The sequence below is a fragment of the Caulobacter sp. S45 genome (assembly GCF_009765965.1).
Classification (GTDB): domain Bacteria; phylum Pseudomonadota; class Alphaproteobacteria; order Caulobacterales; family Caulobacteraceae; genus CAHJWH01.
Window position 1 is genome coordinate 182,864 of record NZ_LMUL01000001.1, and the last position, 21,508, is coordinate 204,371.

Here is a 21,508-nt window from a genome sequence, read left to right on the forward strand (position 1 = left end):
GAAATCGTCAGACGTCTTTCTTTCTTGTTAGATTGGTCTGACAACTTTGTTTGTCAACGCCAGTTACCGGGAGCAGCGCTCAAAGATGGCGCTTCATGGCTGTCACTTGGCGCATCCAGCGTTCCAGGGTGGGTTCGGGCGCGTTTAGCCGGAAGCTCGCCAGGGTGTCGAGGTAGGCGTAGGGCGCCTCGTGACGACGTACGTCCACGATCTCGCCCGCCGTCAGGTGGGAGCCGTCTTCGGTGACGACGTCGAGCGCCGAAACCTTCAGCCGCGTCTCCCACACCAGGCCTTCCGCCGCCGCATAGAGTACGGCCTGCCCCGTGCGGACCATGTTGGCCGTGGTGCGTGAGCGGGGCCAGGTGGCCGTGACCAGGCGCTTGCGGTCCTTGGCCACCACCTCGCCCATGCTGAGGAAGGCCAGGTGTGACCAGCCGCCGTCGTCCACCGTGGCGAGCAGGGCCGTCTCGCTGATCTTGTCCGCCAGCCGCTCGCCGTCGAACAGGGCCAGCCAGGCGGTGGGCAGTTGGGCTTCGGTGGTCATCGCATCTTTCCTGTCATCCCGGCCGTAGCGGAGCGGAGAGCCGGGACCCAGGGTCGCTGCACCCGCCTCCCGCGCCAGATAACCGATTAGGCCTCTTCCGGGATGCCCGGATGCGTAAATTGCTCAGGCGCGACACCTCAAATCCGCTTGAGGATGGTCTCGAACTTGGCCTCAACCGCCTTCAGCAGCTCCGGGCTGGCGCGGGCCACCTTGGGGAAGTCCTTGATCCGCTCGAACGGGCGGCAGGCGTCGATCACCGCGCGCGAGCTGGTGGTCACGCCGCGCGGCAGCCGCGGGTCGAGCGGGCCGCTCCAGGCCTTGCGGATGAAGTCGATGTCCTCGATCGGGTCGCAGCGGGTGCACATGGCCCACATCACGTCGAACATGTCGCTGGGGTCCACGTCGTGGTCCACCACCACGGTGAAGCGGCCGAGATAGGAGCCCGACTGGCAGTTGGCCGCCAGCATGGCCGCCTGCTTGGAATGGCCGCCATAGGCCTGCTTGATGGCGATGACGTTGAACAGCCGCGCGGCGCCCGCCTCGTGGCACCAGACTCCGGTGACGCCCGATAGCCCCGCGCGCTCCACCTCGTCCCAGATCATCCCAGCCTTCATCACGCACTTGCTGAACGAGAAGTCCGAGGGCGGCCGCATCGGCGAGGCCATGGTCAGGATCGGGTCGCGGCGGGAATAGACCCGGCGGATGCGCACCACCGGCTGCTCGCTCGGTTCGCTGGCGTAGTAGCCGGTGAACTCCCCGAACGGCCCCTCCATGCGCTCGTCGCCCAGCGTGATCTCGCCCTCCAGCACGATCTCGGCGTGGGCGGGCATGGGCAGGCCGTAGAGTTCGCTCTTGACGGTGTCGAAGGGCAGGCCGCGATGGCCGCCGGCGTAGTCGTACTCCGACAGGCCGAAGCGCAGTTCGTTGCCGCTGGCCAGGAACAGCAGCGGGTCCATGCCGACGCAGATCAGCACCGGGCAGGGCTGGCCGCGGTCGGTGTACTTCTGGCGAATCTGGCGGCCCTGCTTGCCGGGCGACATCCACAGGCCGACGCTCTTCTCGTCGTGCACCATGACCCGGTAGGCGCCGGCGTTGACCCAGTCCTGTTCCGGGTCGCGCATGATGACGTAGTCGTGGGTGCCGATGTAGCGACCGCCATCCTCCTCGTGCAGGCGCGGCACGGGGAACTTCAGCACGTTCACCTCGTCGTCGCGGTCGATTACCTCGAAGATCGGCCCGGTCTCGACCTCGCGTGGCGGCAAGGGACGGTGGGTCTGCATCCGGTCGCGGTAGGCCCTGACCACATCCAGCGGGTGGGACGGCTCGGGAAAGCCGAGCGTGATGGCCAGCCGCTTGGACGAGTTGGTGGCGCCCGACAGCACCCGCATCCCGGCCGGATAGCCGGGAATGTCCTCGAACAGCAGGGCCGGCGCTTCGGGGCGCTTGTGGTTCACGATCTCGGCCAGGGCGCCCATCTCCAGGTCCCAGTCGACGCCTTTCATCCGCACCAGTTCGCCGGCGGCTTCGCAGCGGTCGATGAACTCTCGCAGGTCCGCATAGGGCTGCACGCGGCTGGCGGCGAGGGGCGTGGCGTCATCCATGGGACTGCTCCGTTGCGCAGGTGGAGTCTACGGGATCGTGGGGGCATTCGGCCATCATCGGCGGGGAGATGGTCAAGCTTTCGTGCGGGGGTGTTGTTCCGCCGGATCATTACCGGAAGGCTAGGAGACAGTATGACGTCTGTCAATTATACGCAGACGTCATACAATGTTTGCGCGTTGGGAATTTCAGCCTAGGTTGGCGTCCATGAGCCCGTCACGGCGCACCTTCGTCCTTATCCACGGAGCCTGGCACGGGGGATGGGTCTGGCGGCCCGTCGTCGACCGGCTGGAGGCGCAGGGTCACTACGTCGTCACTCCGACCCTGACGGGTCTGGCGGATCGCTCGCACCTTTTCAGCGCCTCGGTCGATCTCGACATGCATATCGCCGATATCGTGAACACGTTCGAATGGAACGATCTGACGGATGTGACCCTGGTCGCCCACTCCTATGGCGGCTGGCCGGTCTCCGGCGCCATTCAGCACATTCTGCCCCGCCTCAGTTCGTTGGTGTATCTCGACGCCTTCGTTCCCCATGAAGGCGAGATGGGAACCGACACCCAGACGCCTGAGAACGCCGCGATCTTGAAGGCGGCCCTTGCGCGGGGCGAGCTCTCCCGCCCGGTTCCGCCCGCCAGCTTCTTCCACATCCGCGACCCGAAGGACGCGGCCTGGGTGGCGGCCAAGATGACGCCTCAGCCTCTTGGCGTGGCGTTCCAGAAACTCAAGGCGGCCGATGCGCGGGAAAAGGTGAAGCGGAAAGCCTACATAAGGGCGAGTGAATCGCCGTCACCGTTCTTCGCCCAATACTACGCCGAGGCGAAGGCTAAGCCCGACTGGCGGACCGCCCTATTCGACAGTGGCCACGAGATCATGCTCGACGCCCCCGACCATCTGACGGAGTTCCTGTTGCAGTCGACTTAGGCGTCTGCTCCTCCAGGGTGGAGGACGGGTCAAGAGCGTAGACGGGCCACCATCCAGAAAGCAGACGTTCCCGACTTCGGAGAAGAGTGGATGTCTACCGTTACCCCCATGTCCGGACGCCCGGCTTCAAAGCCGAGATGCAGGTGGGCCCCTATTTTTTCGCCTCAAACTTCGCCTTAAACTTCGCCCTCAACGCGTCCTTCGCCGCAGACGCCTTCGCCCCGTTTGCCAATTGCACTTCCATTTTAAATATCTCTTCTACTCTGTAGCTGCCAGCGCCCGTCACCCCTGCCTCAATGCTAGCCGCCCGTGCTATATTGGCTGAACTCGTCTGCGGGCCCACCACTTTCAAATGCGCCTTCTCCAGTGGCACCTTCGCAAGCTGCCGGTACTGGTCTAATGATTGGGCCTTTGCGACCAATGGCGTGAACATGATCGACGTCGCGAAAGCGATCACCGGAAGTCTTTTCAACATGATGAAGAGCTTTCTCACGGTTAAGCCATCCCGGTGCTTTCAGGGTCCGACTGGGCTGGCTTTATAGAATTTTGCGCCTGCGTCGCGCGCCGCCTAGGGTGGCGTGGAATGTTTGTAGGGTAGCCTGCGGACCTTTTCCGGGTAGGATGAGGTAATCTAAACTGTCTCGCCGTGGCTCCAGAGGTCTTACGTCCGATTAGGGTCGAAACCCATCACCGCCCTCACGCCCGAAGCGGACACCACCTCACTTACCGGCGCACACTTATCCCTCTGCGCTGTCCGTCCCGCTCTGGGGCTCGACAGCCTTCCACTTGCGGGCGTTGGGTAGGAACAGCAGGTTATCGGGGGCGGCGCCGCGCGAGAAGCCCTTGGAGATGAATTTGGCTACCGGCATCGGCTCCGGCTCGCCCAGTCCGTCGGCGTTCAGGGCGTCGGGATCGGCGTTGGCGAGGTCCTGGCGGTCCAGGTACGACACGCCGAGTTCGCGGAAGATGTAGTCCAGGATCGAGGTGGACGAGCGGATGCTGTCGTTGCCGGTCACCACGCCCGCAGGCTCGAAGCGCGTGTAGACGAAGGCGTCGACGAACTCCTCCAGCGGCACGCCGTATTGCAGGCCGATGCTGATGGCGACGGCGAAATTGTTCATCACCGAACGGAAGGCGGCGCCCTCCTTGTGCATGTCAATGAACACCTCGCCGAGTTCGCCGTCGTCGTATTCGCCGGTGTGCAGGTAGACCTTGTGACCTCCGACCGAGGCCTTCTGGATATAGCCCTTGCGACGGTCGGGAAGGCGGCGGCGGGTGCGGTCGCGCTCGACGATCCGCTCGACGATGCGTTCCTGGGGCGGGGGAGGCGGCGTGGCCGAGGCGGGACGAGCGGCCGGCGCGGGCTCTTCCTCCGGCAGGTGGAGCGCGGGCGGCGCGGCCACGCGGATCAGGCGCACCAACGGCGCGCCGGCCTTGAAGGCGGCCGCCTGGGCTTCGATCGCCGTGGCGGGCGTCGCGTCTCCGGCTAGCGGCGCATCGAGCGTCGGCGCCAGGTCGGCGAAAGGCATGCAGCCCGCGGCCATGGCGATTAGGTCGTTCGCTTCCAGTTCGTCTGCGCCTGCGAACACCGACTGGGCGTGCGCATCCAGTCCGGGCGCGCCGCGCAACGTTCCGGTTCCCACTAGCTGCTGTTCGGCATCCGCGACCGTCTCGGTGTCGAAGCCGGCGAGGGCCAGCACATCGGTGTCAGCGCCTTCGGGCGCGCCGAGCACATCGTGGACGAAGCCTTCCCCCAGCACGTCCGGCGCGAAGGCGTCGACAAGGCGGCGCACGCTGGCCAGGGAGTCCTGCGCCTTGCCGATCTCCAGGTCGGTGAAGCCGGCCGCAAGCAGGGTCGGTCGGTTCACGCCATCGGCCACGTTCAGGTCCCGGACGCCCAGCGCATACGCGCGCGCCGCGGCGACGTCGCTCCCCAGGATGAGCAGGCCGGTCGTCGCAGCCTTGCACAGCACCGGTAGCACGGTCCCATCCTCGGTTTCGTCCAAGGTGCAGGGACCCTTGTAGGGTGCGATGCCCGTTGAGCCCGTTCCCACCGCGAGGCGAAGGTCGGGATGCGGTGCGAGGTCCAACACGGCGCGCCGCCACAAGCCGGTCTTCGCCGCGCGTGCGATCGCGGCGGCGAGCAGGTCTCCGGCCTTGGCTGCGGCGTCCGTCGCCAGTCCCGACGTCGCCGCTCGCATCCGCTCCAGGGCGTCGATATCGGGGGCGCTGGTCGCGACGGTTCCCTTGATATGTTCGGCCATTTCGGCGGCGGTGTTCGCGGCGGCGGCGGCGGCAAGGGCCGTCAAGCCCGCCGTTTCCAACCGGCCTTGCGGAGACCCATAGGCCAGGCCCTGGGCGATCAGGGTCTCGTGCAGGCCCGCCAAACCGATGGCGGTCGCCGAGGTTTGCACCGCTTCCTTGGCCTGTAGGGCCAGCACGACCGCCGCCAAGCGAACCGCGCCGGCGAAACCTTCCGCGTCGAAACCCGCCTCGCCCACGAACCGATGGGCGTTGACGACGGCGCAATAGGTCGGCCGGGGGCGGGAAAGGGCTTGCGCATAGGCAGGCGAGGGCGTCGCAAGCACCTCGCCTGTTTCCCATCCAGCGTGGGCGGCGAGAGGGTCGTGGGCCTGCGCGATCACCACCACGTATGGGGTCTGCGTTTGCGCCTGGGGCGTCGCCGCCGCGTCTTGATCCCACACCGTCGCCAGCGCGATGGCGTCCAGGATCATGGCGTCGTCGGCGCCGGACTGACGGGCGGCGCGGGCGGCGCGGGCCAGGCGGGCGTTGCGGCGCGGGTCCCGGCAGGCCTCGCCTTCGCCCTCGCAGTTGCGGACCGCCAAGGACACCGCGCGCAGGTGATCTTCAAGGGCGGCGCCCGCCGCGCGTCCGGCTCGCCGGCTGCGCCAAGTCGCCAGCCATCCGCCGAACGACGTCCGACCATCTTCGTCCGACAGGTCGAACAGAATCGGCGCGGGCGTGTCGGCGACCGGGTCCGCACGCCGCAACGCCAGCACGCCATCCAGGATGTCGGCCATGAGGGCCCGGCGGAAGGCGTCCGCTCCCGCGACATCGAACAGGCCAAGCTCGCATCCGGCCACGCCGAGGCGGGTCGAGTAGGTCCGCAGCGCCTTGCAGAGATCGAACTCGGCCTCGGCCAGGCTTTCACCGTCCGCCCATTCCAGCCACGCCGCCGCGCGCGCGGTCGGCCAAGCGGCTGGAACCACCGCGCGGATCTCCCGTCCAGCCTGCTCGAGCCACCGGGTTTCCTGGGCTGGCATCCTGACCGATTGGCCTGGACGATGAGCGATATGCATGCGCCGACTCCGCCGTTCGGGGCGCAAGGCTAGGCGTTCGATCCAGGAGGCGCAATATGTTGAGCGAGCCTGCCGCGCCGCATACCAGATATGGCGTGAGCGGGAGCGCTGGACGGGCTTTCGCCTGCGACCTATAGTTCGCGCGCTCAAGCGTCGCGGCGGTCAGATCAACGTGTTCAAACAGATTTTCACTTGGTGGAACGGAGCCACGCTCGGCGCTCTGAACACCATAAAGAAGCGCGCCGTGTTCGTAGGCGAGGATTCGTACGGCAACCGCTACTTCGAGGCCAAGGACACGCGCGACAGCTATGATGGTCGTCTGCGCCGATGGGTCACGTACAAGGGCTATGCCGAGGCCAGCAAGGTGCCTTCGGAATGGCACGGCTGGCTGCACTACACCTTCGACGAACCGCCGACCAAGGAGCCCATGCTGACCCATGCATGGGAAAAACCCCATCTGCCCAATCTCACCGGCACGCCCTATGCGCATCGCCCGGCGGGATCGATCGTCCATGCCGGCGAGCGCGCCCGCGCCGCCGCTGATTACCAGCCCTGGTCCCCGGAGTAAGTCGTGGCTGAACGCGAACAATGGGCCGAGACGGGTCTCGGCGCGGTGGTGCTGCTCGCCGCCATCGGCTTCCTCGGTTACGCCCTGGCTCACGCTGGCGGCATCGGCGGGGGCGGGGGCTATAAGCTGAACGCCCGCTTCGGCGAGGTCGGCGCCCTGGCGCCCGGCGCGACGGTCAGCGTGGCGGGCGTGAAGGTCGGCGCCGTCAGCTCGGTGGCGCTCGATCCGAAGACCTACCTGGCCGATGCGGTGATGATCATCGACCCCAAGGTGAAGCTGCCCAGCGATTCGACGGTGAAGATCACCCAGGACAGCCTGCTCGGCGGCCAACACCTGGCCATCGAACCGGGTGGCGCGCTGGACGACCTGAAGCCCGGCGGCACCTTCCAGAACACCCAGGGCGCGGTGGACCTGTTCGGTCTGATCGGCCAGGTGCTGCGGCCGCAGGGCGGCGCGGCGGGTCAGACGCCTTCCGCCGGCGGCGCAGCCGGCGCCGGTGCGAGCCCGGCGGCGGCGCCCGCTTCGCCGGGCGGCTAGATCCCGTGACCCGCAACCAGGGCCTGATCGTCGGACTGGCGCTGCTGGCGAGCGCGGCTGGTGCGGGACTGAGCCTTGCTCAGGACCCGTCCAACACCGTTGTCGCCCTGCCTCCGCCCGAAGCGGCTCCGCCTCCGCCGGTCTTGCCGGCGGCCAATGTGCCGCCGCCCGAGGCGTCGGCGCCTCCCGTCGCCATGAATTCCGAAGATGACAAGCCGGATCGAAGCGCTAAGGGGAACGAGACGGACGCCGGTCCGCCGCCGCCTCCGCCCGCGCCGCTGAAGCGGCCGCGCTACACCGCCGCGGTGCTCCAGGCGCTTGACAAGGTGACCGCCGAGACGCTGCGGTTCGAAGCCAAGGTGGGCGAGCCAGTTCGCTACAAGGACTTGGTGATCACCGTCCATGCCTGCGAAACCAATGCGGCGGACGAGGTCTCCTCGGAATCGACCGCGCATATGGACGTGCAGTATCAGCCCGACGTCCTGCCGACGGGCGCGGCGCGGACGGCGCGGCAAATCTATCGGGGCTGGATGTTCGCCAACTCACCCGGCCTGCATCCGCTTCAGCACCCGATCTACGATCTCTGGGTGATCGCCTGCAAAACCCCTTCGCCGGCCGCGCCCACGCCCGCAGGGGCCAGCTTGTAGAAGTCGGCGGGCGCGACCAACGCCTCCAGTAGCCGGCGACGATAATCCGCACGCGGAATTTCCAGGGCCCCGAACTGGGCCAGGTGCTCGGTCATGAACTGGGCGTCGAGCAGTTTGTAACCCCCCACGATCAGCCGTCCCACCAGATGGACCAGGGCCACCTTGCTGGCGTCACGCTCCAGCGAGAACATGCTCTCGCCGAAGAAGGCGCCGCCGAGCGATACGCCGTACAGGCCGCCGACCAGCCGTTCGCCCTGCCAGCACTCCACCGTATGGGCCTGTCCGCGGGCGAACAGCTCGCGATAGAGGTGGCGGATGGCGTCGTTGATCCAGGTCTCTGGACGGTCTTCGGCCTGGGCGGAGCAGCCGTCGATCACCGCTTCGAATGCGGTATCCACGCGCATGTCGAACGGCTCGGCGCGAACGGTGCGGGCCAGTCGGCGCGGCGTATGGAAGCCGTCCAGCGGGATCACCCCGCGCTCTTCGGGATCGATGAGGAAGACGCGTGGATCGTCGCGCGCCTCCGCCATGGGAAACACGCCCCGCTTGTAGCAGGCGATCAGTTCTTCGGCGGTGAAGCCGGGCACGCATCCTCCGTCAAAGCCTGATCCGGCGACGGTTATTAGGGCCTGATGCGCTGATAGGATAGGCCGGAGCGCTCTCATTTGCAGCATCTGCGGGGTTGACCGGGCGGCGGTGGCGGGCCAGTGCGGCGTGATGATCAAGACTCAGCCCCGCGTCGCCTTCCAGGGCGTCTTCGGCGCCTTCAGCCATGAGGCGTGCGTCGCTTGCCTGCCCCAGGCCGAGCCCGTTCCCTATGAGAGTTTCGAGCAGGCGTTCGGGGCCGTGACATCGGGCGCTTGCGAGTACGCCTTCATCCCCGTGGAGAACTCCAACGTCGGCAGGGTGCCGGAAGTGGCCGAATTGCTCCCCCAAAGTGGATTGAGCATCAAGGCGGAGCACCTGTGGGCGGTCCACCTGCAACTGATGGTGTTGCCCGGCGTCGCCCTGGAGCAGGTCGAGGTCGTGGCCAGCCATCCGATGGCGCTGAAGCAATGCCAGAGCTTCCTCACCGGGCTCGGCCTGCGCGCGGAGGCCGCCTTCGACACCGCGGGCGCCGCTCGGGACCTGGCGGCCTCGAACGACCGGCGCCGGGCGGTGGTGGCCGCGCGCGCCGCCGCCGAGCTCTATGGCCTGGAGATCGTTCGGACGGACGTGGAGGACGCCGAGGACAACACCACGCGTTTCCTCGTCCTGCACCGCGCCGATTGAACGATGCGGCATGATGCGTTTCCACAGGCGTCTGCGCCCGACGTCTTAAAACGGTAATCATAAGTACCGTATTAGCGCTCGACCTGCACGTCCTCAGTAGGGCGGTCGCCTCCCAGGTCATGGTGCAGAAGATCAGATGACCAGGACAAATCGCGCCGCGTCTCCAACCTGGCCCTGGCGCGCGATCGCTCCATCCAGATATCTGGCGGCTATCATCTCGGTGGCCGCCCTGGTCGGCGGGTCAGCCTCTGTCGTCCGGGCGGACCCGGTGGATTGGGTGAACCTCTACATCGGCACCGGCAGCGGGCCGATCGGCTATGGCCGCACCATGCCCTATGTCACGCCGCCGTTCGGCATGACCAGCTGGACGCCCCAGACCCGTCAGAACCGCCAGGGGGGCACCTCGTACAAGTACGAGGACAAGGCCATTAGCGGCTTCATGGGCACGCACCAGCCCGCTCTGTGGATGGGCGACTACGGCTACGTGACCCTGATGCCCGAGATCGGGGCGCTCAAGACCAAGCCCGAGGATCGCAAGCTGGCCTACGTCCATTCGGACGAGGTGGTCAGGCCCGACTACTACGCGGTGTCGATGGACGCCGGCCAGGGTCGCAAGATCCGCACGGAGATCACAGCGACCGCGCGCGCCGCCTATCTGCGCTTCACCTTCCCGGCCGATGCGGCGTCGACCGTGCTGATCGAGGCTTCGCGGCCCGGACACAAGGGCTTCGCCCACGTCGACGCCGCGGCGCGCGAGATCACCGGCTACAATCCGGATCGGATGGACGCCAACCTGGGCCCGATGGCTCTGCCCAATTTCAAAGGCTATTTCGTCGTCCAGTTTCGCCGGGCCTTCGACGACGCCGGTCTCTACGGCGACGGGCAGGCGGAGCCGACCCAGGCTATCGGCGCCTACGCCCACTTCAAGACCCGCGAAGGCGAGGTGGTCGAGGCGCGTATCGGCACCTCCTTCATCAGCATCGACCAGGCGCGCGCCAACCTTCAAGCCGAGATACCAGGCTGGGACTTCGAGAAGACGCGCCAGGCGCTACGCTCGGAGTGGAACACCAAGCTGAGCGAGATCGACATCGGCGGCGCGACCGACGACCAGCGGCACGTCTTCTATACGGCCTTTTACCACTCGCTGCTGTATCCGCGCCGGTTCTCCGAGCAGGGTCGTTATTACAGCGCCTTCGACGACCGGGTGCACAAGGGCGAGTCCTATACCGACTACTCCATGTGGGACATCTTCCGCGCCGAGTTCAGCCTGCTCAGCCTGACCGCGCCGGAGCACACCGGCGGCATGGTCCAGGCCCTGCTACAGAACTACCAGGAGGGCGGGTGGATGCCGAAATGGCCCAATCCCGCCTATACCAACATCATGATCGGCACCCACGCGGACTCGCTGGTGGCGGAGGCGATCAGCAAGCATTTCAAGGGCTTCGATTACAATCTTGCCTGGGATGCGGTCTACAAGGACGCGATGTCGCCGCCCGATGGCGACACCACCCGCCGCTGGGGCGACCGCGAGGAGCATACGCCCTACGAGGCGCGCGCGGGTCTGACCTACCTGAAAAAGCTCGGCTATATCCCGGTCGACAAGACCTCGGAGGCCGCGTCGAGCACGTTGGAGGATTCCTACGACGACTGGTGCGTGGCCCAGGTGGCCAAGGCGCTTGGCAAGACCAAGGAGTACCAGTTCTTTCTCAAACGTTCGCTGAACTACAGGAACATCTTCAATCCGAAGACCGGTTTCATGCAGGGCAAGAACCTGGACGGCTCCTGGGCCGATCCCAACGCCGGTTGGACCGAGGGCGGAGCCTGGGTCTACACCTGGGCGGTGATGCACGACATCCCCGGCCTGATCAAACTGATGGGCGGGAATACGATCTACAACAAGAAGCTCGACGAATATTTCGATGGCGACCACAACTGGCACAGCAACGAGCCGAGCCATCACTTCGGCTACCTCTACGACTATAGCGGCCAGCCGTGGAAGACCCAGGCCAAGGTGCGCGAGATCGCCAACTGGGAATACGCCAACCTTCCGGGCGGTCTGGACGGCGACGACGACTGTGGACAGATGTCGGCCTGGTACATGTTCACCGCCATGGGCTTCTATCCGGTGAACCCGTCGTCCGGCGACTACATGATCGGCAGTCCGATGTACGGCAGCGCCACGATCCATCTGGCCAACGGCAAGGACTTCTCGGTGCGTACGCAGAACAATTCCGACAAGAACATGTACATCCAGTCCGCTACCCTGAACGGTAAGCCGCTGAATATACCCGTGCTGCGCTATGCCGACATCATGAAGGGCTCGACGCTGAAGCTGGTCATGGGGCCGAAGCCTTCGGCCTGGGCGTCCGGCTGGCGGCCGACGCCGGTCGCGGCGACCCTCGCGGTCGCCGGCAAATGAGCGGAGCGGGACCGATGAAGCGGTTGGGAGAGTTCATGCATCCGGCGATGAGGTTGGCTCTGCTTTTCGCCCTGGCTGCGCCCGGCCTGGCTGCGGCGCAAAACCACCCGGACCTCAGCGGAACCTGGAAGCTCAACGCCGCGCGCAGCGACTACGGCGACATGCCTGGCGCGCGCGAACAGACCGACGTCATCGAGCAGTCCGGCTCGACCGTGCGCGAGAGCATCGTCTCCACCACGCGTAACCGTACCCAGACCTATGTGCTGAGCTTCCCCACCGACGGCCAGGAAGTGATCCTGCCGGAGGACAAGGTGATCCATATGGGCCCGGCGAGCCTGCGCAGGGTCTCGGCGGTCTGGCGCGGCGACCAGTTGATCGTCACCCAACGTGTGGAGTTCCAGGACGAGAAGTTCGTCTTCCCCAGCGCCTACAGCCTGTCCGCGGACGGCCGTACGTTGAGTGTGAAGGCGAGCCTGGGCCGGGATTCCACGACCATGGTGTTCGAGAAGGTCGTCGACGGAAAGTAGCGGCCCGTCGTGCGTCAGGCACTGGGGACGCGCTTTCGGCTGGACGCTATAGTGGGCGGCCCGGTTCCCGAGTCGCCATGACCATCCACCGCCTTCCCCCCGAGACCGTCAACCGCATCGCCGCCGGCGAGGTGGTGGAGCGGCCCGCCAGCGCCGTGAAGGAACTGGTGGAGAACGCCGTGGACGCGGGTTCGACCCGGATCGAGGTTCAGGCCGACAATGGCGGACTGTCCCGTATCCTGGTCGCCGACGACGGATGCGGTCTCTCGGCCGACGAACTGCCGCTGGCGGTGGAGCGTCACGCCACCTCCAAGCTGCAGCCGGACGGGGAGGGGGTTTACGACCTCTTGCGCATCGGTACCTTCGGTTTCCGGGGCGAGGCGTTGCCCTCGATCGGTTCGGTGTCGCGGCTGTCGCTGTCGTCGCGGGCGAAGGGCGGCCAGGATGCGTTTCGGCTGGATGTGGACGCCGGGGCCATGTCGTCGGTCTCGCCCAGCGCCTTTCCCGGTCCGCACGGCGCACGGATCGAGGTGCGCGACCTGTTCTACGCCACGCCGGCGCGCCTGAAGTTCATGAAGTCCGAGCGCGCCGAGGCGCTGGCCATTACCGAGGAGGTGAAGCGCCAGGCCATGGCGCGCGAGGCGGTCGCCTTCAGCCTGGATCTGGACGGGCGCAAGGTGCTGCGCCTGCCGGCTGAGCATCCGGGCTCGGAGGGGCGGCTGGCGCGGTTGTCGGCGGTGCTGGGGCGCGACTTCCAGGACAACGCCATCGAGATCGACCAGTCGCGCGAGGATGTGCGCCTGACCGGGTTCGCGGGCCTGCCGACCTTCTCGCGGGGCAATGCGGCGCACCAGTTCCTGTTCGTCAACGGCCGTCCGGTGCGCGACCGGCTGCTGAGCGGGGCCTTACGCGCCGCCTATGCCGACTTCTTGGCCCGCGACCGGCACCCGGTGGCGGTGCTGTATGTGGAGCTGGAGCCCTATTTGGTCGACGTCAACGTCCATCCGGCCAAGGCCGAGGTGCGGTTCCGTGACTCCGCCCTGGTGCGCGGCCTGATCGTGGGCGCGCTTCGCCATGCCCTGGCGGCGGCGGGCCATCGGGCGGCGACCACGGTCGCGGCGGACGCCTTGGCGGGATTCCGCACCGAAGCGAGGGGCGGCTATGCGCCGTCCGCCTACCCCTATACGCCACCGCCCTCGGCCGCGGGCTGGAGCGGAACGGGGACATGGCGCAATCAGGCCCCGGCGCCCATCCTGCCTGGCCTGTCGGAGACATCCGCGCGGGTGGAGCTAGTGGCCGAACAGACCAGCGTCCATGCCGGCACAGGCGAGATCGTCGATCTGGTGGACTACCCGTTGGGCGCGGCGCGGGCGCAGGTGCACGAGACCTACATCGTCGCCCAGACCCGTGACGGCATCGTGGTGGTGGACCAGCACGCCGCCCATGAGCGGCTGGTCTATGAGCGCATGAAGGTCGAGATGGACGCGGGCGGCGTCGCGCGCCAGGCCTTGCTGCTGCCGGAGGTGGTGGAGCTCGACCCGGCCGAAGCGGAGCGCGTGATCGCCAAGGCGGACGAACTGGCCGAACTCGGCCTGGTGCTCGAGGCGTTCGGCGGCGGGGCGGTGCTGGTGCGCGAGACCCCCGCTCTGCTGGGCGAAACCGACGTCCAGGGCCTGGTGCGCGACATCGCCGACGACCTGGCCGAGAACGGCGCGGCCTTAGCGCTGAAAGAGCGGCTGGGGGCTGTGTGCGGGACCATGGCCTGCCACGGCAGTGTGCGCGCGGGTCGCAGGCTCACGGCGGCGGAGATGAACGCCCTGCTGCGCCAGATGGAGGCCACGCCCCATTCCGGCCAGTGCAACCACGGGCGTCCCACCTATGTGGAGCTGAAGCTCGCCGATATCGAACGGCTGTTCGGCCGGCGCTGAGGGCGTCTGCTTGAAGAAATAGGAAGGACGAGGCTCGGCCCTCGTCCCTCCCACCTAGAAAGTTCAGCTGATCCGCGCGTTGTGCTTGGCGCGGTAGATGGCGTGGCTGATGTGGTTCTCATGGCGCGCCAGGACACGGCGATCATGGTGGGTCAGGCGGCCGCCGTCGCGGACCCGCATGATGACCTCACGGCGTTGCAGGCGGGCTTCGCGATGCTCCAGCCGGGCGGTCTCGCGCGGGGTCAGGGCGCCGGTGCGCACGCCCTGGGCGATTCGGCTTTGTTGGACAGCTTCGCGGTGGGTGACGGGCTGGGCGTTGGCCGCAGCGGTGAAGGCGGGCAGGGCGGTGGCGACCGAGGCGATGGCGGCCAGGCTCAGGATCAGACGGTTCATCGGAGGAAGTCCCGAAGGCATCGCGGTCATCAGCGACCGTGCCTTGGGTTTTAGGGAGCGTGTCCTGCACTGTGTCTGAGCGCCGCCGACAGCTAAGGTTCAGCTAGATGAAGCCCCGATGAACCGGAGGAAGCCGACCTGGGCGGCGCCGTAGGTGCGCGTATCCAGCACCTCGTAGCCCGCAAGGGCCAAGGGCGGCTCGTCGGTCGCACGTTCCAGCATGCACACGGCGCCGGGGTTCAGCCATCCCTGTCCGGCAAGTTCCTGCAGCGCACGCTCGCCCAGCCCCTTGCGATAGGGCGGGTCGAGGAAGGCGAGATCGAACGGCTCGCCCGCGCTTCCCGGCTTCGGGCCGAGGTCGGTGGCGTCGCGGCGATGGATGCGGGTGGCGCCGAAAAGATCGATGGCCTCGATGTTGTCGCGGATGGCGCCGCGCGCGGCCTCGTCGGTCTCCACGAATAGGCAGAATACCGCCCCGCGCGAGATCGCCTCCAGGCCCAGGGCGCCGGAACCGGCGAACAGGTCGATCACCCGCTTGTCCCGCACGCCGGCCGACCAGGGCGCGTGCTCCAGGATATTGAACACCGCCTGGCGCGCGCGATCGGAGGTGGGACGGGTGGCGTCGCCTTCAGGCGTGCGCAGGATCTTGCCGCGATGGCTGCCGGAGGTGATGCGCATGGAAGTGGGCGATCAGGACTTGGGCGTGCGTGGCTTGGCGGGACCGTGCCGGGTGGGCGGCCGGGGCTGGCCCGGACGAGCCGAACCGGGACGAGCTGAACCGGGGTTGGTGGGGCCGGGACGAGGCGGGCTGGAGCGGGCGGGGCCTGGGCGAACCTGACCCGATCGGGTCGGGATCTGGGTGGCTTCGGGCGGATGGGATCGGGCATGGAGCGGTTTCGCCGAGTCCGGTCGCGCCCGCTCGGGCGGCGCCTCGTCCAGGTTGGTCTGGCCCGCGCGGTCCGCCTTGCGCTTGGGCGGCGCGTGCGGGTTCTTGGGCTTGGACGGCTTGGCCCAGCCGGGCTTGTAGACCTTCTTTTCCCGCTCGACCTTCACACCGTCCACGACCGGAGGCCCGTTGGGGCGACGGCCTGGAGCGAGGACGGTGGCGGGCGTGCGCGAGCCGGTGGGCATGTTCTCCGGCGCGATGACGTCGGCCAACTGTTCGCGGATCACCCGCGGCCCGACCTCCTCGACCGCGCCGAGCGGCAGGGTCCCCAACGCGAACGGACCGTAGGCCAGGCGCACCAGCCGGTTCACCTTCAGGCCCAGCGATTCCAGCACACGACGCACCTCGCGGTTCTTGCCCTCCTTGAGCGAAACGGTGATCCAGCAGTTGGCCGGCGTTTCGGCGGTGTCGCCGGGACGGCGCTGCACCTTGTCCAGCTTGGCGTCGATGGGGCCGTAGACCACGCCCTCGACGGTGATCCCGTTCTGCAGCCGGTCGAGCGTCTCCTGGCTGGTGCGGCCGTAGGCGCGGGCGCGATAGGTGCGCACCCAACCGCTCGACGGCAGCTCCAGCGCCCGCGACAGGCCTCCGTCGTTGGTCAGCAGCAGCAGCCCTTCGGAATTCAGGTCCAGCCGCCCGATGGAGATCACGCGCGGCAGGCCCTCGGGCAGGGCGTCGAACACCGTGGGACGGCCGTGGGGGTCGGCGTGGCTCGTCACCAGGCCGACCGGCTTGTGGAAGCGCCAGATTCGCGTGGGCTCGGCGGCGGCGACCCGGGCGCCGTCGACGGTCAGCACGTCGCCGGGTCCGATCTTGACGGCCGGCGTGTCGAGCCGCTGGCCGTTCAGCTTCACGCGGCCCTCGGCGATGTAGCGCTCGACCTCGCGGCGCGACGCGACGCCGGCGCGGGCCAGCGCCTTGGCCACGCGCTCGCCGGCGCCTGGAATTTCACCCTCCGTGTTTTCAGCGCGAGGGGTTTCGGCTTGACCTCGGCGCGCGGGCGCCTTGGGTTCTTTTACGTGATCGACCATGACCTGATGAACATGCGCATCGCGCTCGACCTCGCGCAAGCCGCAGCCCTCGCCGGCGAGGCGCCGATCGGCGCCGTGGTGGTCGATCCTGCATCCGGGAACGTGATCGCTGCCGTCCACAACGCCCCCATCGCGCTGCACGATCCCACCGCCCACGCCGAGATTCGCGCTCTACGCGTCGCGGGTGAGGCGGTGGGCAACTACCGGCTGACGGGGCTGTGGCTGTATGTGACGCTGGAACCCTGCGCCATGTGCGCGGGCGCGATCAGCCACGCACGGATCGGCCGGCTGATCTACGGCGCCGACGATCCCAAGGGCGGCGCGGTTACGAACGGCCCACGCTTCTTCGAGCAGCCCACCTGCCACTGGCGGCCCGAGGTGACGGCGGGGGTGCTGGGGACGGAGAGCGCGGAGTTGCTGCGGGGCTTCTTCAGGGCGCGGCGGACGTCGGGGCCACGCTAGGCGTTGTCGCCGAACCTTTGCGGAAAAGGCTTTCCACGGCTCAGCCTGACGCTTTAGGTTGCAATGGGGGGCGGTGCATGCGCGCGGGCTATGCGACCAGGTTGATGAACGGCAGTCTGCAGGACGCCTTCGCCAAGGTGCGCGCGGACTCCCGCCTGCAATTCGTCTTTCCCAGCGTGACGCCGCCGCCCAAGCCGCCGCATTGGCTGGTGGCGCTGTCCCAAGGGCTGATGGTGGTGTTCAAGCTCATCGGATCGCTGTGGCCGGTGCTGAAGGTCGTGATCTGGCTGGTGATCGTCACGGCCTTGATCACCGGCGTGGTCTATCTGGCGCTTTTCGCCTGGAGGTGTCGTCGGCGGTCGTCCCGCGCCCCGAAGAAGACCGTCGCGATGGCGCTCGAAGCCTGGCGGCCGAGCGAGGGCCAGGCGCGGGCGCTGCTGGCGGAGGCGGATGCGATGGCGGCTGCCGGGCGGTTCGAGGAGGCCGCCCACCTGCTGTTGCTGCGCAGCGTGGAGGATATCCAGAACCGACGACCCGCCGCTGTGCGTCCCTCGCTGACCAGTCGCGACATCGCCAACCTGGATGCGCTTCCGGCTGCGGCCCGGGACGCCTTCTCGACCATCGCGGCGGTGGTGGAGGCGAGCTGGTTCGGCGGCCGGTCGGTCGACGCCGATGGTTTCATCAGATGCCGGCGCGTCTACGAGGCCTTCGCCCTTCCCGAGGCCTGGGTCCGGGCGTGAGCACGATCGTCGCCGGCCCGAAGATGACGCCCCCGGTCAAGGAGGCCGGCGCCTTTTCGTCCGCCGTCGCACTATGGCTGATCGGCGCCGCGCTGGTGTCGGGGGCGATGTTCGTGATCCTGCTCGCCTTCGGGCCTCAGCTTCGCGGAAATCCCGGCGGCGCGAACGCCCTGTCCCGCTCGGCGGTGGGCTACGCCGCGCTGGTCCAGATGCTGCGGGCTGACAGGGTCCCCGTCAGCCTGAACAGCAATCCGGTGCTGGCGGGAGCGGCGCCCTCCGCGGTGCTGCTGATCATGCCCGAGTTCGGACAGGCGCAAACACCCCTGCCGGCTTCGACCCGCACCTACTTGACCGTCGTCGTCCCGCCCAAGTGGGTCACCGCGTCCAACCTGGGGCACAAAGGCTGGGTGACCAAGCTGGCGGCCTACGACCCAGGTCTCTTGACCCAAGGCCTCCTGAGCCCGCTGACCAAGGCGAGCTGGTTCAAGCCTGCCGCGCCAAAATCGCCTCCGGGCAAGCCGACGCGGGGCAAACTATTTCCGGGTAAGCCGGCGCTTGGGGCGGACAGCTTCATCACACGGCGCAACGGCGTCACGCGCCCGATCCTGTACAGTCAGAACGGCTTCTTCGCGCCGCCGGACGAAATCCAGCTCGCCGCGATCGACCGGTTCCAGACATTCTCCGCCTTGCCCGCCGGTTGGGAAGCTGTATTGGCCGACGAGCAGGGCCGCACGGTCATGGCTCTGGATCGACAACGACGGCTACTGGTGCTGTCCGATCCCGACATGCTGAACACCCAGGGCCTGGCGACCGCGCAGGGGGCCCTTGCCGCCGGCACGCTGATCGAAGACCTGCAGTTCGGCGACCATCCGGTGGTGTTCGACCTGACCCTGTCGGGGGTTGGCGGCCGGTCGGACAAATACGATGCGCTCAAGCTGATGCTGACCCCGCCCTTTCTCTCCGCCACCCTATGTGGGGTGGCGGCCGCCCTGTTGATGGGCCTGCACGCCACGATCCGGTTCGGTCCCCAGCGCCGCGAGGGACGCAGCTTCGCCCTGGGCAAGCGGGCGCTGGCGGACAACTCCGCCGCCCTGATCCACATGGCCAAGCGCGAAGCGTCCATGGGGCCTGGCTACGTCGCGCTGACCCGCGACCTGGCGCTGGAGGGTGTCAACGCAACCCGAACCGACGACACGGCGGCGATCCACGCTCAACTCGGGCGTATCGCCAGCGCCCGGCGGGTCGATACGAAGTTCGAGGACCTGGAGCGCGAGGCCGGCCGCGCCAGGGATGGTCCGAGCCTGCTGGCGGCCGCCCAGGCCCTGTATCATTGGCGATTGGAGATCACGCGTGGACGTTGATGGAGTCAAAGCCCTAGCCGAGCGCGTTCGCGCCGAGGTGTCCAAGGCCGTGGTTGGCCAGACCGCGACGGTGGACCTGCTGCTGACCACCCTGTTCGCGGGCGGCCATATTCTGCTCGAAGGACCGCCGGGCGTGGCCAAGACCCTGATCGCCCAGACCTTCGCCCGAACTCTGGGCATGGCCTATGGGCGAATCCAGTTTACCCCGGACCTGATGCCCGGCGATATCGTTGGCGTGAACCTGTTCAACTTCCAGACCAGCCAGTTCACCGTGCGCAAGGGGCCGGTGTTCTGCGACCTGCTGCTCGCCGACGAGATCAACCGCACGCCGCCGAAGACCCAGGCGGCCCTGCTCGAGGCCATGCAGGAGCGACAAGTCACCTTGGACGGTCAGCGCCATCCCCTCAGCCCGCGCTTCACCGTGGTGGCGACCCAGAACCCCATCGAACAGCAGGGCGTCTATCCCCTGCCGGAGGCCCAGCTCGACCGTTTCCTGTTCAAGCATGTCCTGGCCTATCCGAGCGTTGAGGAAGAGCGCGCCATCGTCGCGGCTCACGGCGCGGGCGTGGGCCAACCCAGCCCCGAGGCGCTGGGCGTGACCGCGGTGCTGGACGCCGCCGCCATCGCCGAGGCGGTCGAGGCGGTCGCCCGGGTGCGGCTGACCGAGGCGGTGATCGGCTATGTCGTCGCCCTGGTGCGGGCCACGCGCGAGAGCATGGACCTACAGAGCGGCGCATCGCCGCGCGCAGCCGCCATGCTGGCCGCCGCCGCCCGCGCCCGCGCGGCGCTGGAGGGGCGCGACTATGTGATCCCCGACGACGTCAAGGCGCTCGCGCCGGCGGCGTTGCGTCACCGGGTGATCCTGTCCGCGTCCGCCGAGATCGAGGGGCGCCACGCGGACGGCCTGATCGCGGGTTTGATCGATCAGGTGGAAGCGCCTCGGTGAGCCTGGCCGCCCGCACCGTGGCGAGGCCGACGCGATGATCCAGCCGACGCGTCGCGTCGTCGTCATGGTCGCGGCGGGCGCCCCTGTGTGCCTGGTCGTCGGGCTTTTCGCGCCGGTGCTTTGGGCAGTGGGCCTCGTGTGGATCGCGGCCGGGGTCGCCCTCATGCTGCTCGACGGGATGCTGGCGGCGGCCCCGAGAGATTTGGACCTGGACCTCCAGGCGCCCGCGACCCTATCGGTGAACGCCACCGGCGAGGCGCGGCTGGAGCTGGGTTTTCGCCGCCGCACGCCGCATGCCGTCGATGTGTCGTTGGAGACTGGCCCGGAGCTGGAAGCGCGTCCTGCCTACGCACATCTCATGCCCCGTTCGGAAGGTTCGATCCGTTTCACGCTTCACCCCGCACGTCGGGGCGAACGGCGGTTGGATCGGGCCTGGGTGCGGTGGACGGGCCCAATGGGTCTCGCACGGCGACAGGCCGTCCGCACTCTGGACCGGCGTATCGCCGTCACCCCCGATATCGAGGGTGTGAAGAGCGAAGCCGTGCGCCTGTTCTCCCGCGACGCCATCCACGGCCTGAAGACCCAGCTCGAAGCCGGGGAGGGGGCGGAGTTCCACGCCCTGCGGCAGTTCCAGTCCGGCATGGACGTGCGCACCATCGACTGGAAGCAATCCGCTCGCCATGTCGAGCTGCTCGCCCGTGAGCACCGTGCGGAGCGCAACCATCCCATCGTGCTGGCGCTGGACTGCGGGCGTTCCATGTCCGAACCGATCGCCGGGATGGCGAGGCTGGACTGGGCTTTGAACGCGGCCCTGCTGTTGGCCTATGTCGGCCTGAAGATGGGCGACCGGGTCGGGCTGTACGCCTTCGACGCCAAGCTGCGCACCGCAAGCGGGCTGGTGACGGGCGCCCGGTCCTTCGGGGCGCTGCAGAAGCTTGCGGCCGAGATCGACCATCGGCCCGAGGAGACCAACTATACGCTGGGCCTGTTCACCCTGGCGGAGCGGCTCGAACGCCGCTCGCTGGTGGTGGTGTTCACCGAATTCACCGACGCGGTGTCCGCCGAGCTGATGATCGAGGCCGTGCAGCGGCTGTTGGCCCGCCACCTGGTCCTGTTCGTGGTCTTGCGGGACGAGGAGATGCAGGCGCTTCGCCGCGCGGAGCCGAAGACGTCCGAGGACGTCACCCGTGCGGTGATCGCCGCCGCCCTGCTGCGCGAGCGACAGACGGTGGTGGCGCGCCTGCGCCAGCTCGGGGTTGAGATCGTCGACGCCCCGGCCGATCGCATCCGCGCCGAAGTGCTGAACCGATATCTGGACCTGAAGCGCAGGAACCGCCTGTGAGC

21 protein-coding genes are annotated in these 21,508 nt (G+C 67.8%); 13 read left to right on the forward strand and 8 right to left on the reverse strand.

Annotated elements, in window-relative coordinates:
* Positions 1-79: 79 nt before the first annotated feature.
* Positions 80-544: a hypothetical protein gene (locus GSQ87_RS00765; RefSeq protein WP_158912656.1), complete on the reverse strand. Its 465-nt coding sequence runs from the start codon at positions 542-544 to the stop codon at positions 80-82.
* Between the two features lie 137 nt (positions 545-681).
* Positions 682-2,145 (reverse strand): UbiD family decarboxylase, encoded by a 1,464-nt coding sequence (locus GSQ87_RS00770; RefSeq protein WP_158912657.1) that lies wholly within the window; start codon positions 2,143-2,145, stop codon positions 682-684.
* A gap of 205 nt (positions 2,146-2,350) precedes the next feature.
* Between GSQ87_RS00770 and GSQ87_RS00775 the strand changes: the two genes are divergently transcribed.
* Positions 2,351-3,067: an alpha/beta fold hydrolase gene (locus tag GSQ87_RS00775; RefSeq protein ID WP_158912658.1), complete on the forward strand. Its 717-nt coding sequence runs from the start codon at positions 2,351-2,353 to the stop codon at positions 3,065-3,067.
* 151 nt (positions 3,068-3,218) lie between these two features.
* Here the strand turns inward: GSQ87_RS00775 and GSQ87_RS00780 are convergent, their stop codons facing one another.
* The gene (locus GSQ87_RS00780; RefSeq protein ID WP_158912659.1) at positions 3,219-3,560 is read right to left on the reverse strand and encodes a hypothetical protein; all 342 of its coding nucleotides are present in this window, start codon (positions 3,558-3,560) and stop codon (positions 3,219-3,221) included.
* A 244-nt stretch (positions 3,561-3,804) separates the two neighbouring features.
* Positions 3,805-6,297, reverse strand: coding sequence for a ribonucleotide reductase (locus GSQ87_RS00785; protein WP_158912660.1), 2,493 nt, complete (start codon positions 6,295-6,297; stop codon positions 3,805-3,807).
* 262 nt (positions 6,298-6,559) lie between these two features.
* Between GSQ87_RS00785 and GSQ87_RS00790 the strand changes: the two genes are divergently transcribed.
* Genes GSQ87_RS00790 through GSQ87_RS00800 form a run of 3 tightly spaced genes read left to right on the forward strand, consistent with a single transcriptional unit; the run spans position 6,560 to position 8,139 of the window.
* Positions 6,560-6,955, forward strand: coding sequence for an NADH:ubiquinone oxidoreductase subunit NDUFA12 (locus GSQ87_RS00790; RefSeq protein WP_216838894.1), 396 nt, complete (start codon positions 6,560-6,562; stop codon positions 6,953-6,955).
* Positions 6,956-6,958: 3 nt separating this feature from the next.
* A complete protein-coding gene (locus GSQ87_RS00795; RefSeq protein WP_158912662.1) occupies positions 6,959-7,492 on the forward strand; it encodes an outer membrane lipid asymmetry maintenance protein MlaD in 534 nt (177 codons plus the stop codon).
* Between the two features lie 5 nt (positions 7,493-7,497).
* Positions 7,498-8,139, forward strand: a complete 642-nt coding sequence (locus GSQ87_RS00800; protein WP_158912663.1) for a DUF2155 domain-containing protein — start codon at positions 7,498-7,500, stop codon at positions 8,137-8,139.
* Here GSQ87_RS00800 and aat read toward each other — a convergent pair.
* Positions 8,067-8,726 (reverse strand): leucyl/phenylalanyl-tRNA--protein transferase, encoded by a 660-nt coding sequence (gene aat, locus GSQ87_RS00805; RefSeq protein ID WP_256375858.1) that lies wholly within the window; start codon positions 8,724-8,726, stop codon positions 8,067-8,069. The genes GSQ87_RS00800 and aat overlap by 73 nt on opposite strands.
* 130 nt (positions 8,727-8,856) lie before the next feature.
* On the opposite strand from aat, the gene GSQ87_RS00810 reads away from it, so the two are divergent.
* From GSQ87_RS00810 to mutL, 4 genes are all read left to right on the forward strand, one after another.
* Positions 8,857-9,411 carry a prephenate dehydratase domain-containing protein gene (locus GSQ87_RS00810; protein ID WP_158912664.1) on the forward strand — a complete coding sequence of 185 codons (555 nt, stop codon included), beginning with the start codon at positions 8,857-8,859 and terminating at the stop codon, positions 9,409-9,411.
* Positions 9,412-9,547: 136 nt separating this feature from the next.
* Positions 9,548-11,830, forward strand: a complete 2,283-nt coding sequence (locus tag GSQ87_RS00815; RefSeq protein ID WP_158912665.1) for a GH92 family glycosyl hydrolase — start codon at positions 9,548-9,550, stop codon at positions 11,828-11,830.
* 14 nt (positions 11,831-11,844) lie between these two features.
* Positions 11,845-12,357 (forward strand): hypothetical protein, encoded by a 513-nt coding sequence (locus tag GSQ87_RS00820; protein ID WP_158912666.1) that lies wholly within the window; start codon positions 11,845-11,847, stop codon positions 12,355-12,357.
* A gap of 77 nt (positions 12,358-12,434) precedes the next feature.
* Positions 12,435-14,285: a DNA mismatch repair endonuclease MutL gene (gene mutL / locus GSQ87_RS00825; RefSeq protein WP_158912667.1), complete on the forward strand. Its 1,851-nt coding sequence runs from the start codon at positions 12,435-12,437 to the stop codon at positions 14,283-14,285.
* A 63-nt stretch (positions 14,286-14,348) separates the two neighbouring features.
* Here the strand turns inward: mutL and GSQ87_RS00830 are convergent, their stop codons facing one another.
* The 3 genes from GSQ87_RS00830 to GSQ87_RS00840 all read right to left on the reverse strand — a co-directional run bounded on the left by GSQ87_RS00830 (position 14,349) and on the right by GSQ87_RS00840 (position 16,550).
* The gene (locus GSQ87_RS00830) at positions 14,349-14,678 is read right to left on the reverse strand and encodes a hypothetical protein (protein ID WP_158912668.1); all 330 of its coding nucleotides are present in this window, start codon (positions 14,676-14,678) and stop codon (positions 14,349-14,351) included.
* A 99-nt stretch (positions 14,679-14,777) separates the two neighbouring features.
* Positions 14,778-15,356: a 16S rRNA (guanine(966)-N(2))-methyltransferase RsmD gene (gene rsmD, locus GSQ87_RS00835; RefSeq protein WP_158912669.1), complete on the reverse strand. Its 579-nt coding sequence runs from the start codon at positions 15,354-15,356 to the stop codon at positions 14,778-14,780.
* 12 nt (positions 15,357-15,368) lie between these two features.
* On the reverse strand, positions 15,369-16,550 hold the full coding sequence (locus tag GSQ87_RS00840) for a pseudouridine synthase (protein ID WP_371416624.1): 1,182 nt from the start codon (positions 16,548-16,550) through the stop codon (positions 15,369-15,371).
* 117 nt (positions 16,551-16,667) lie between these two features.
* On the opposite strand from GSQ87_RS00840, the gene GSQ87_RS00845 reads away from it, so the two are divergent.
* From GSQ87_RS00845 to GSQ87_RS00865, 5 genes are all read left to right on the forward strand, one after another.
* Positions 16,668-17,117 carry a nucleoside deaminase gene (locus tag GSQ87_RS00845; protein ID WP_158912713.1) on the forward strand — a complete coding sequence of 150 codons (450 nt, stop codon included), beginning with the start codon at positions 16,668-16,670 and terminating at the stop codon, positions 17,115-17,117.
* Positions 17,118-17,221: 104 nt separating this feature from the next.
* A complete protein-coding gene (locus GSQ87_RS00850) occupies positions 17,222-17,857 on the forward strand; it encodes a DUF4129 domain-containing protein (protein ID WP_216838878.1) in 636 nt (211 codons plus the stop codon).
* Positions 17,854-19,218, forward strand: coding sequence for a hypothetical protein (locus GSQ87_RS00855; RefSeq protein WP_158912672.1), 1,365 nt, complete (start codon positions 17,854-17,856; stop codon positions 19,216-19,218). The genes GSQ87_RS00850 and GSQ87_RS00855 overlap by 4 nt, the downstream gene beginning before the upstream one ends.
* Positions 19,208-20,164, forward strand: coding sequence for a MoxR family ATPase (locus GSQ87_RS00860; protein WP_174241386.1), 957 nt, complete (start codon positions 19,208-19,210; stop codon positions 20,162-20,164). The genes GSQ87_RS00855 and GSQ87_RS00860 overlap by 11 nt, the downstream gene beginning before the upstream one ends.
* Before the next feature lie 34 nt (positions 20,165-20,198).
* Complete coding sequence (locus tag GSQ87_RS00865; protein WP_158912674.1) at positions 20,199-21,506, forward strand: DUF58 domain-containing protein; 1,308 nt, start codon at positions 20,199-20,201, stop codon at positions 21,504-21,506.
* Positions 21,507-21,508: the final 2 nt, after the last annotated feature.

Bases quoted from the DNA above. Each gene is read 5' to 3' on its own strand.
- GSQ87_RS00765 (WP_158912656.1), bottom strand. From the start codon at position 544: ATGACCACCGAAGCCCAACTGCCCACCGCCTGGCTGGCCCTGTTCGAC.
- GSQ87_RS00770 (WP_158912657.1), bottom strand. From the start codon at position 2,145: ATGGATGACGCCACGCCCCTCGCCGCCAGCCGCGTGCAGCCCTATGCG.
- GSQ87_RS00775 (WP_158912658.1), top strand. From the start codon at position 2,351: ATGAGCCCGTCACGGCGCACCTTCGTCCTTATCCACGGAGCCTGGCAC.
- GSQ87_RS00810 (WP_158912664.1), top strand. From the start codon at position 8,857: ATGATCAAGACTCAGCCCCGCGTCGCCTTCCAGGGCGTCTTCGGCGCC.
- GSQ87_RS00815 (WP_158912665.1), top strand. From the start codon at position 9,548: ATGACCAGGACAAATCGCGCCGCGTCTCCAACCTGGCCCTGGCGCGCG.
- GSQ87_RS00820 (WP_158912666.1), top strand. From the start codon at position 11,845: ATGAAGCGGTTGGGAGAGTTCATGCATCCGGCGATGAGGTTGGCTCTG.
- mutL (WP_158912667.1), top strand. From the start codon at position 12,435: ATGACCATCCACCGCCTTCCCCCCGAGACCGTCAACCGCATCGCCGCC.
- GSQ87_RS00830 (WP_158912668.1), bottom strand. From the start codon at position 14,678: ATGAACCGTCTGATCCTGAGCCTGGCCGCCATCGCCTCGGTCGCCACC.
- rsmD (WP_158912669.1), bottom strand. From the start codon at position 15,356: ATGCGCATCACCTCCGGCAGCCATCGCGGCAAGATCCTGCGCACGCCT.
- GSQ87_RS00845 (WP_158912713.1), top strand. From the start codon at position 16,668: ATGCGCATCGCGCTCGACCTCGCGCAAGCCGCAGCCCTCGCCGGCGAG.
- GSQ87_RS00850 (WP_216838878.1), top strand. From the start codon at position 17,222: ATGAACGGCAGTCTGCAGGACGCCTTCGCCAAGGTGCGCGCGGACTCC.
- GSQ87_RS00865 (WP_158912674.1), top strand. From the start codon at position 20,199: ATGATCCAGCCGACGCGTCGCGTCGTCGTCATGGTCGCGGCGGGCGCC.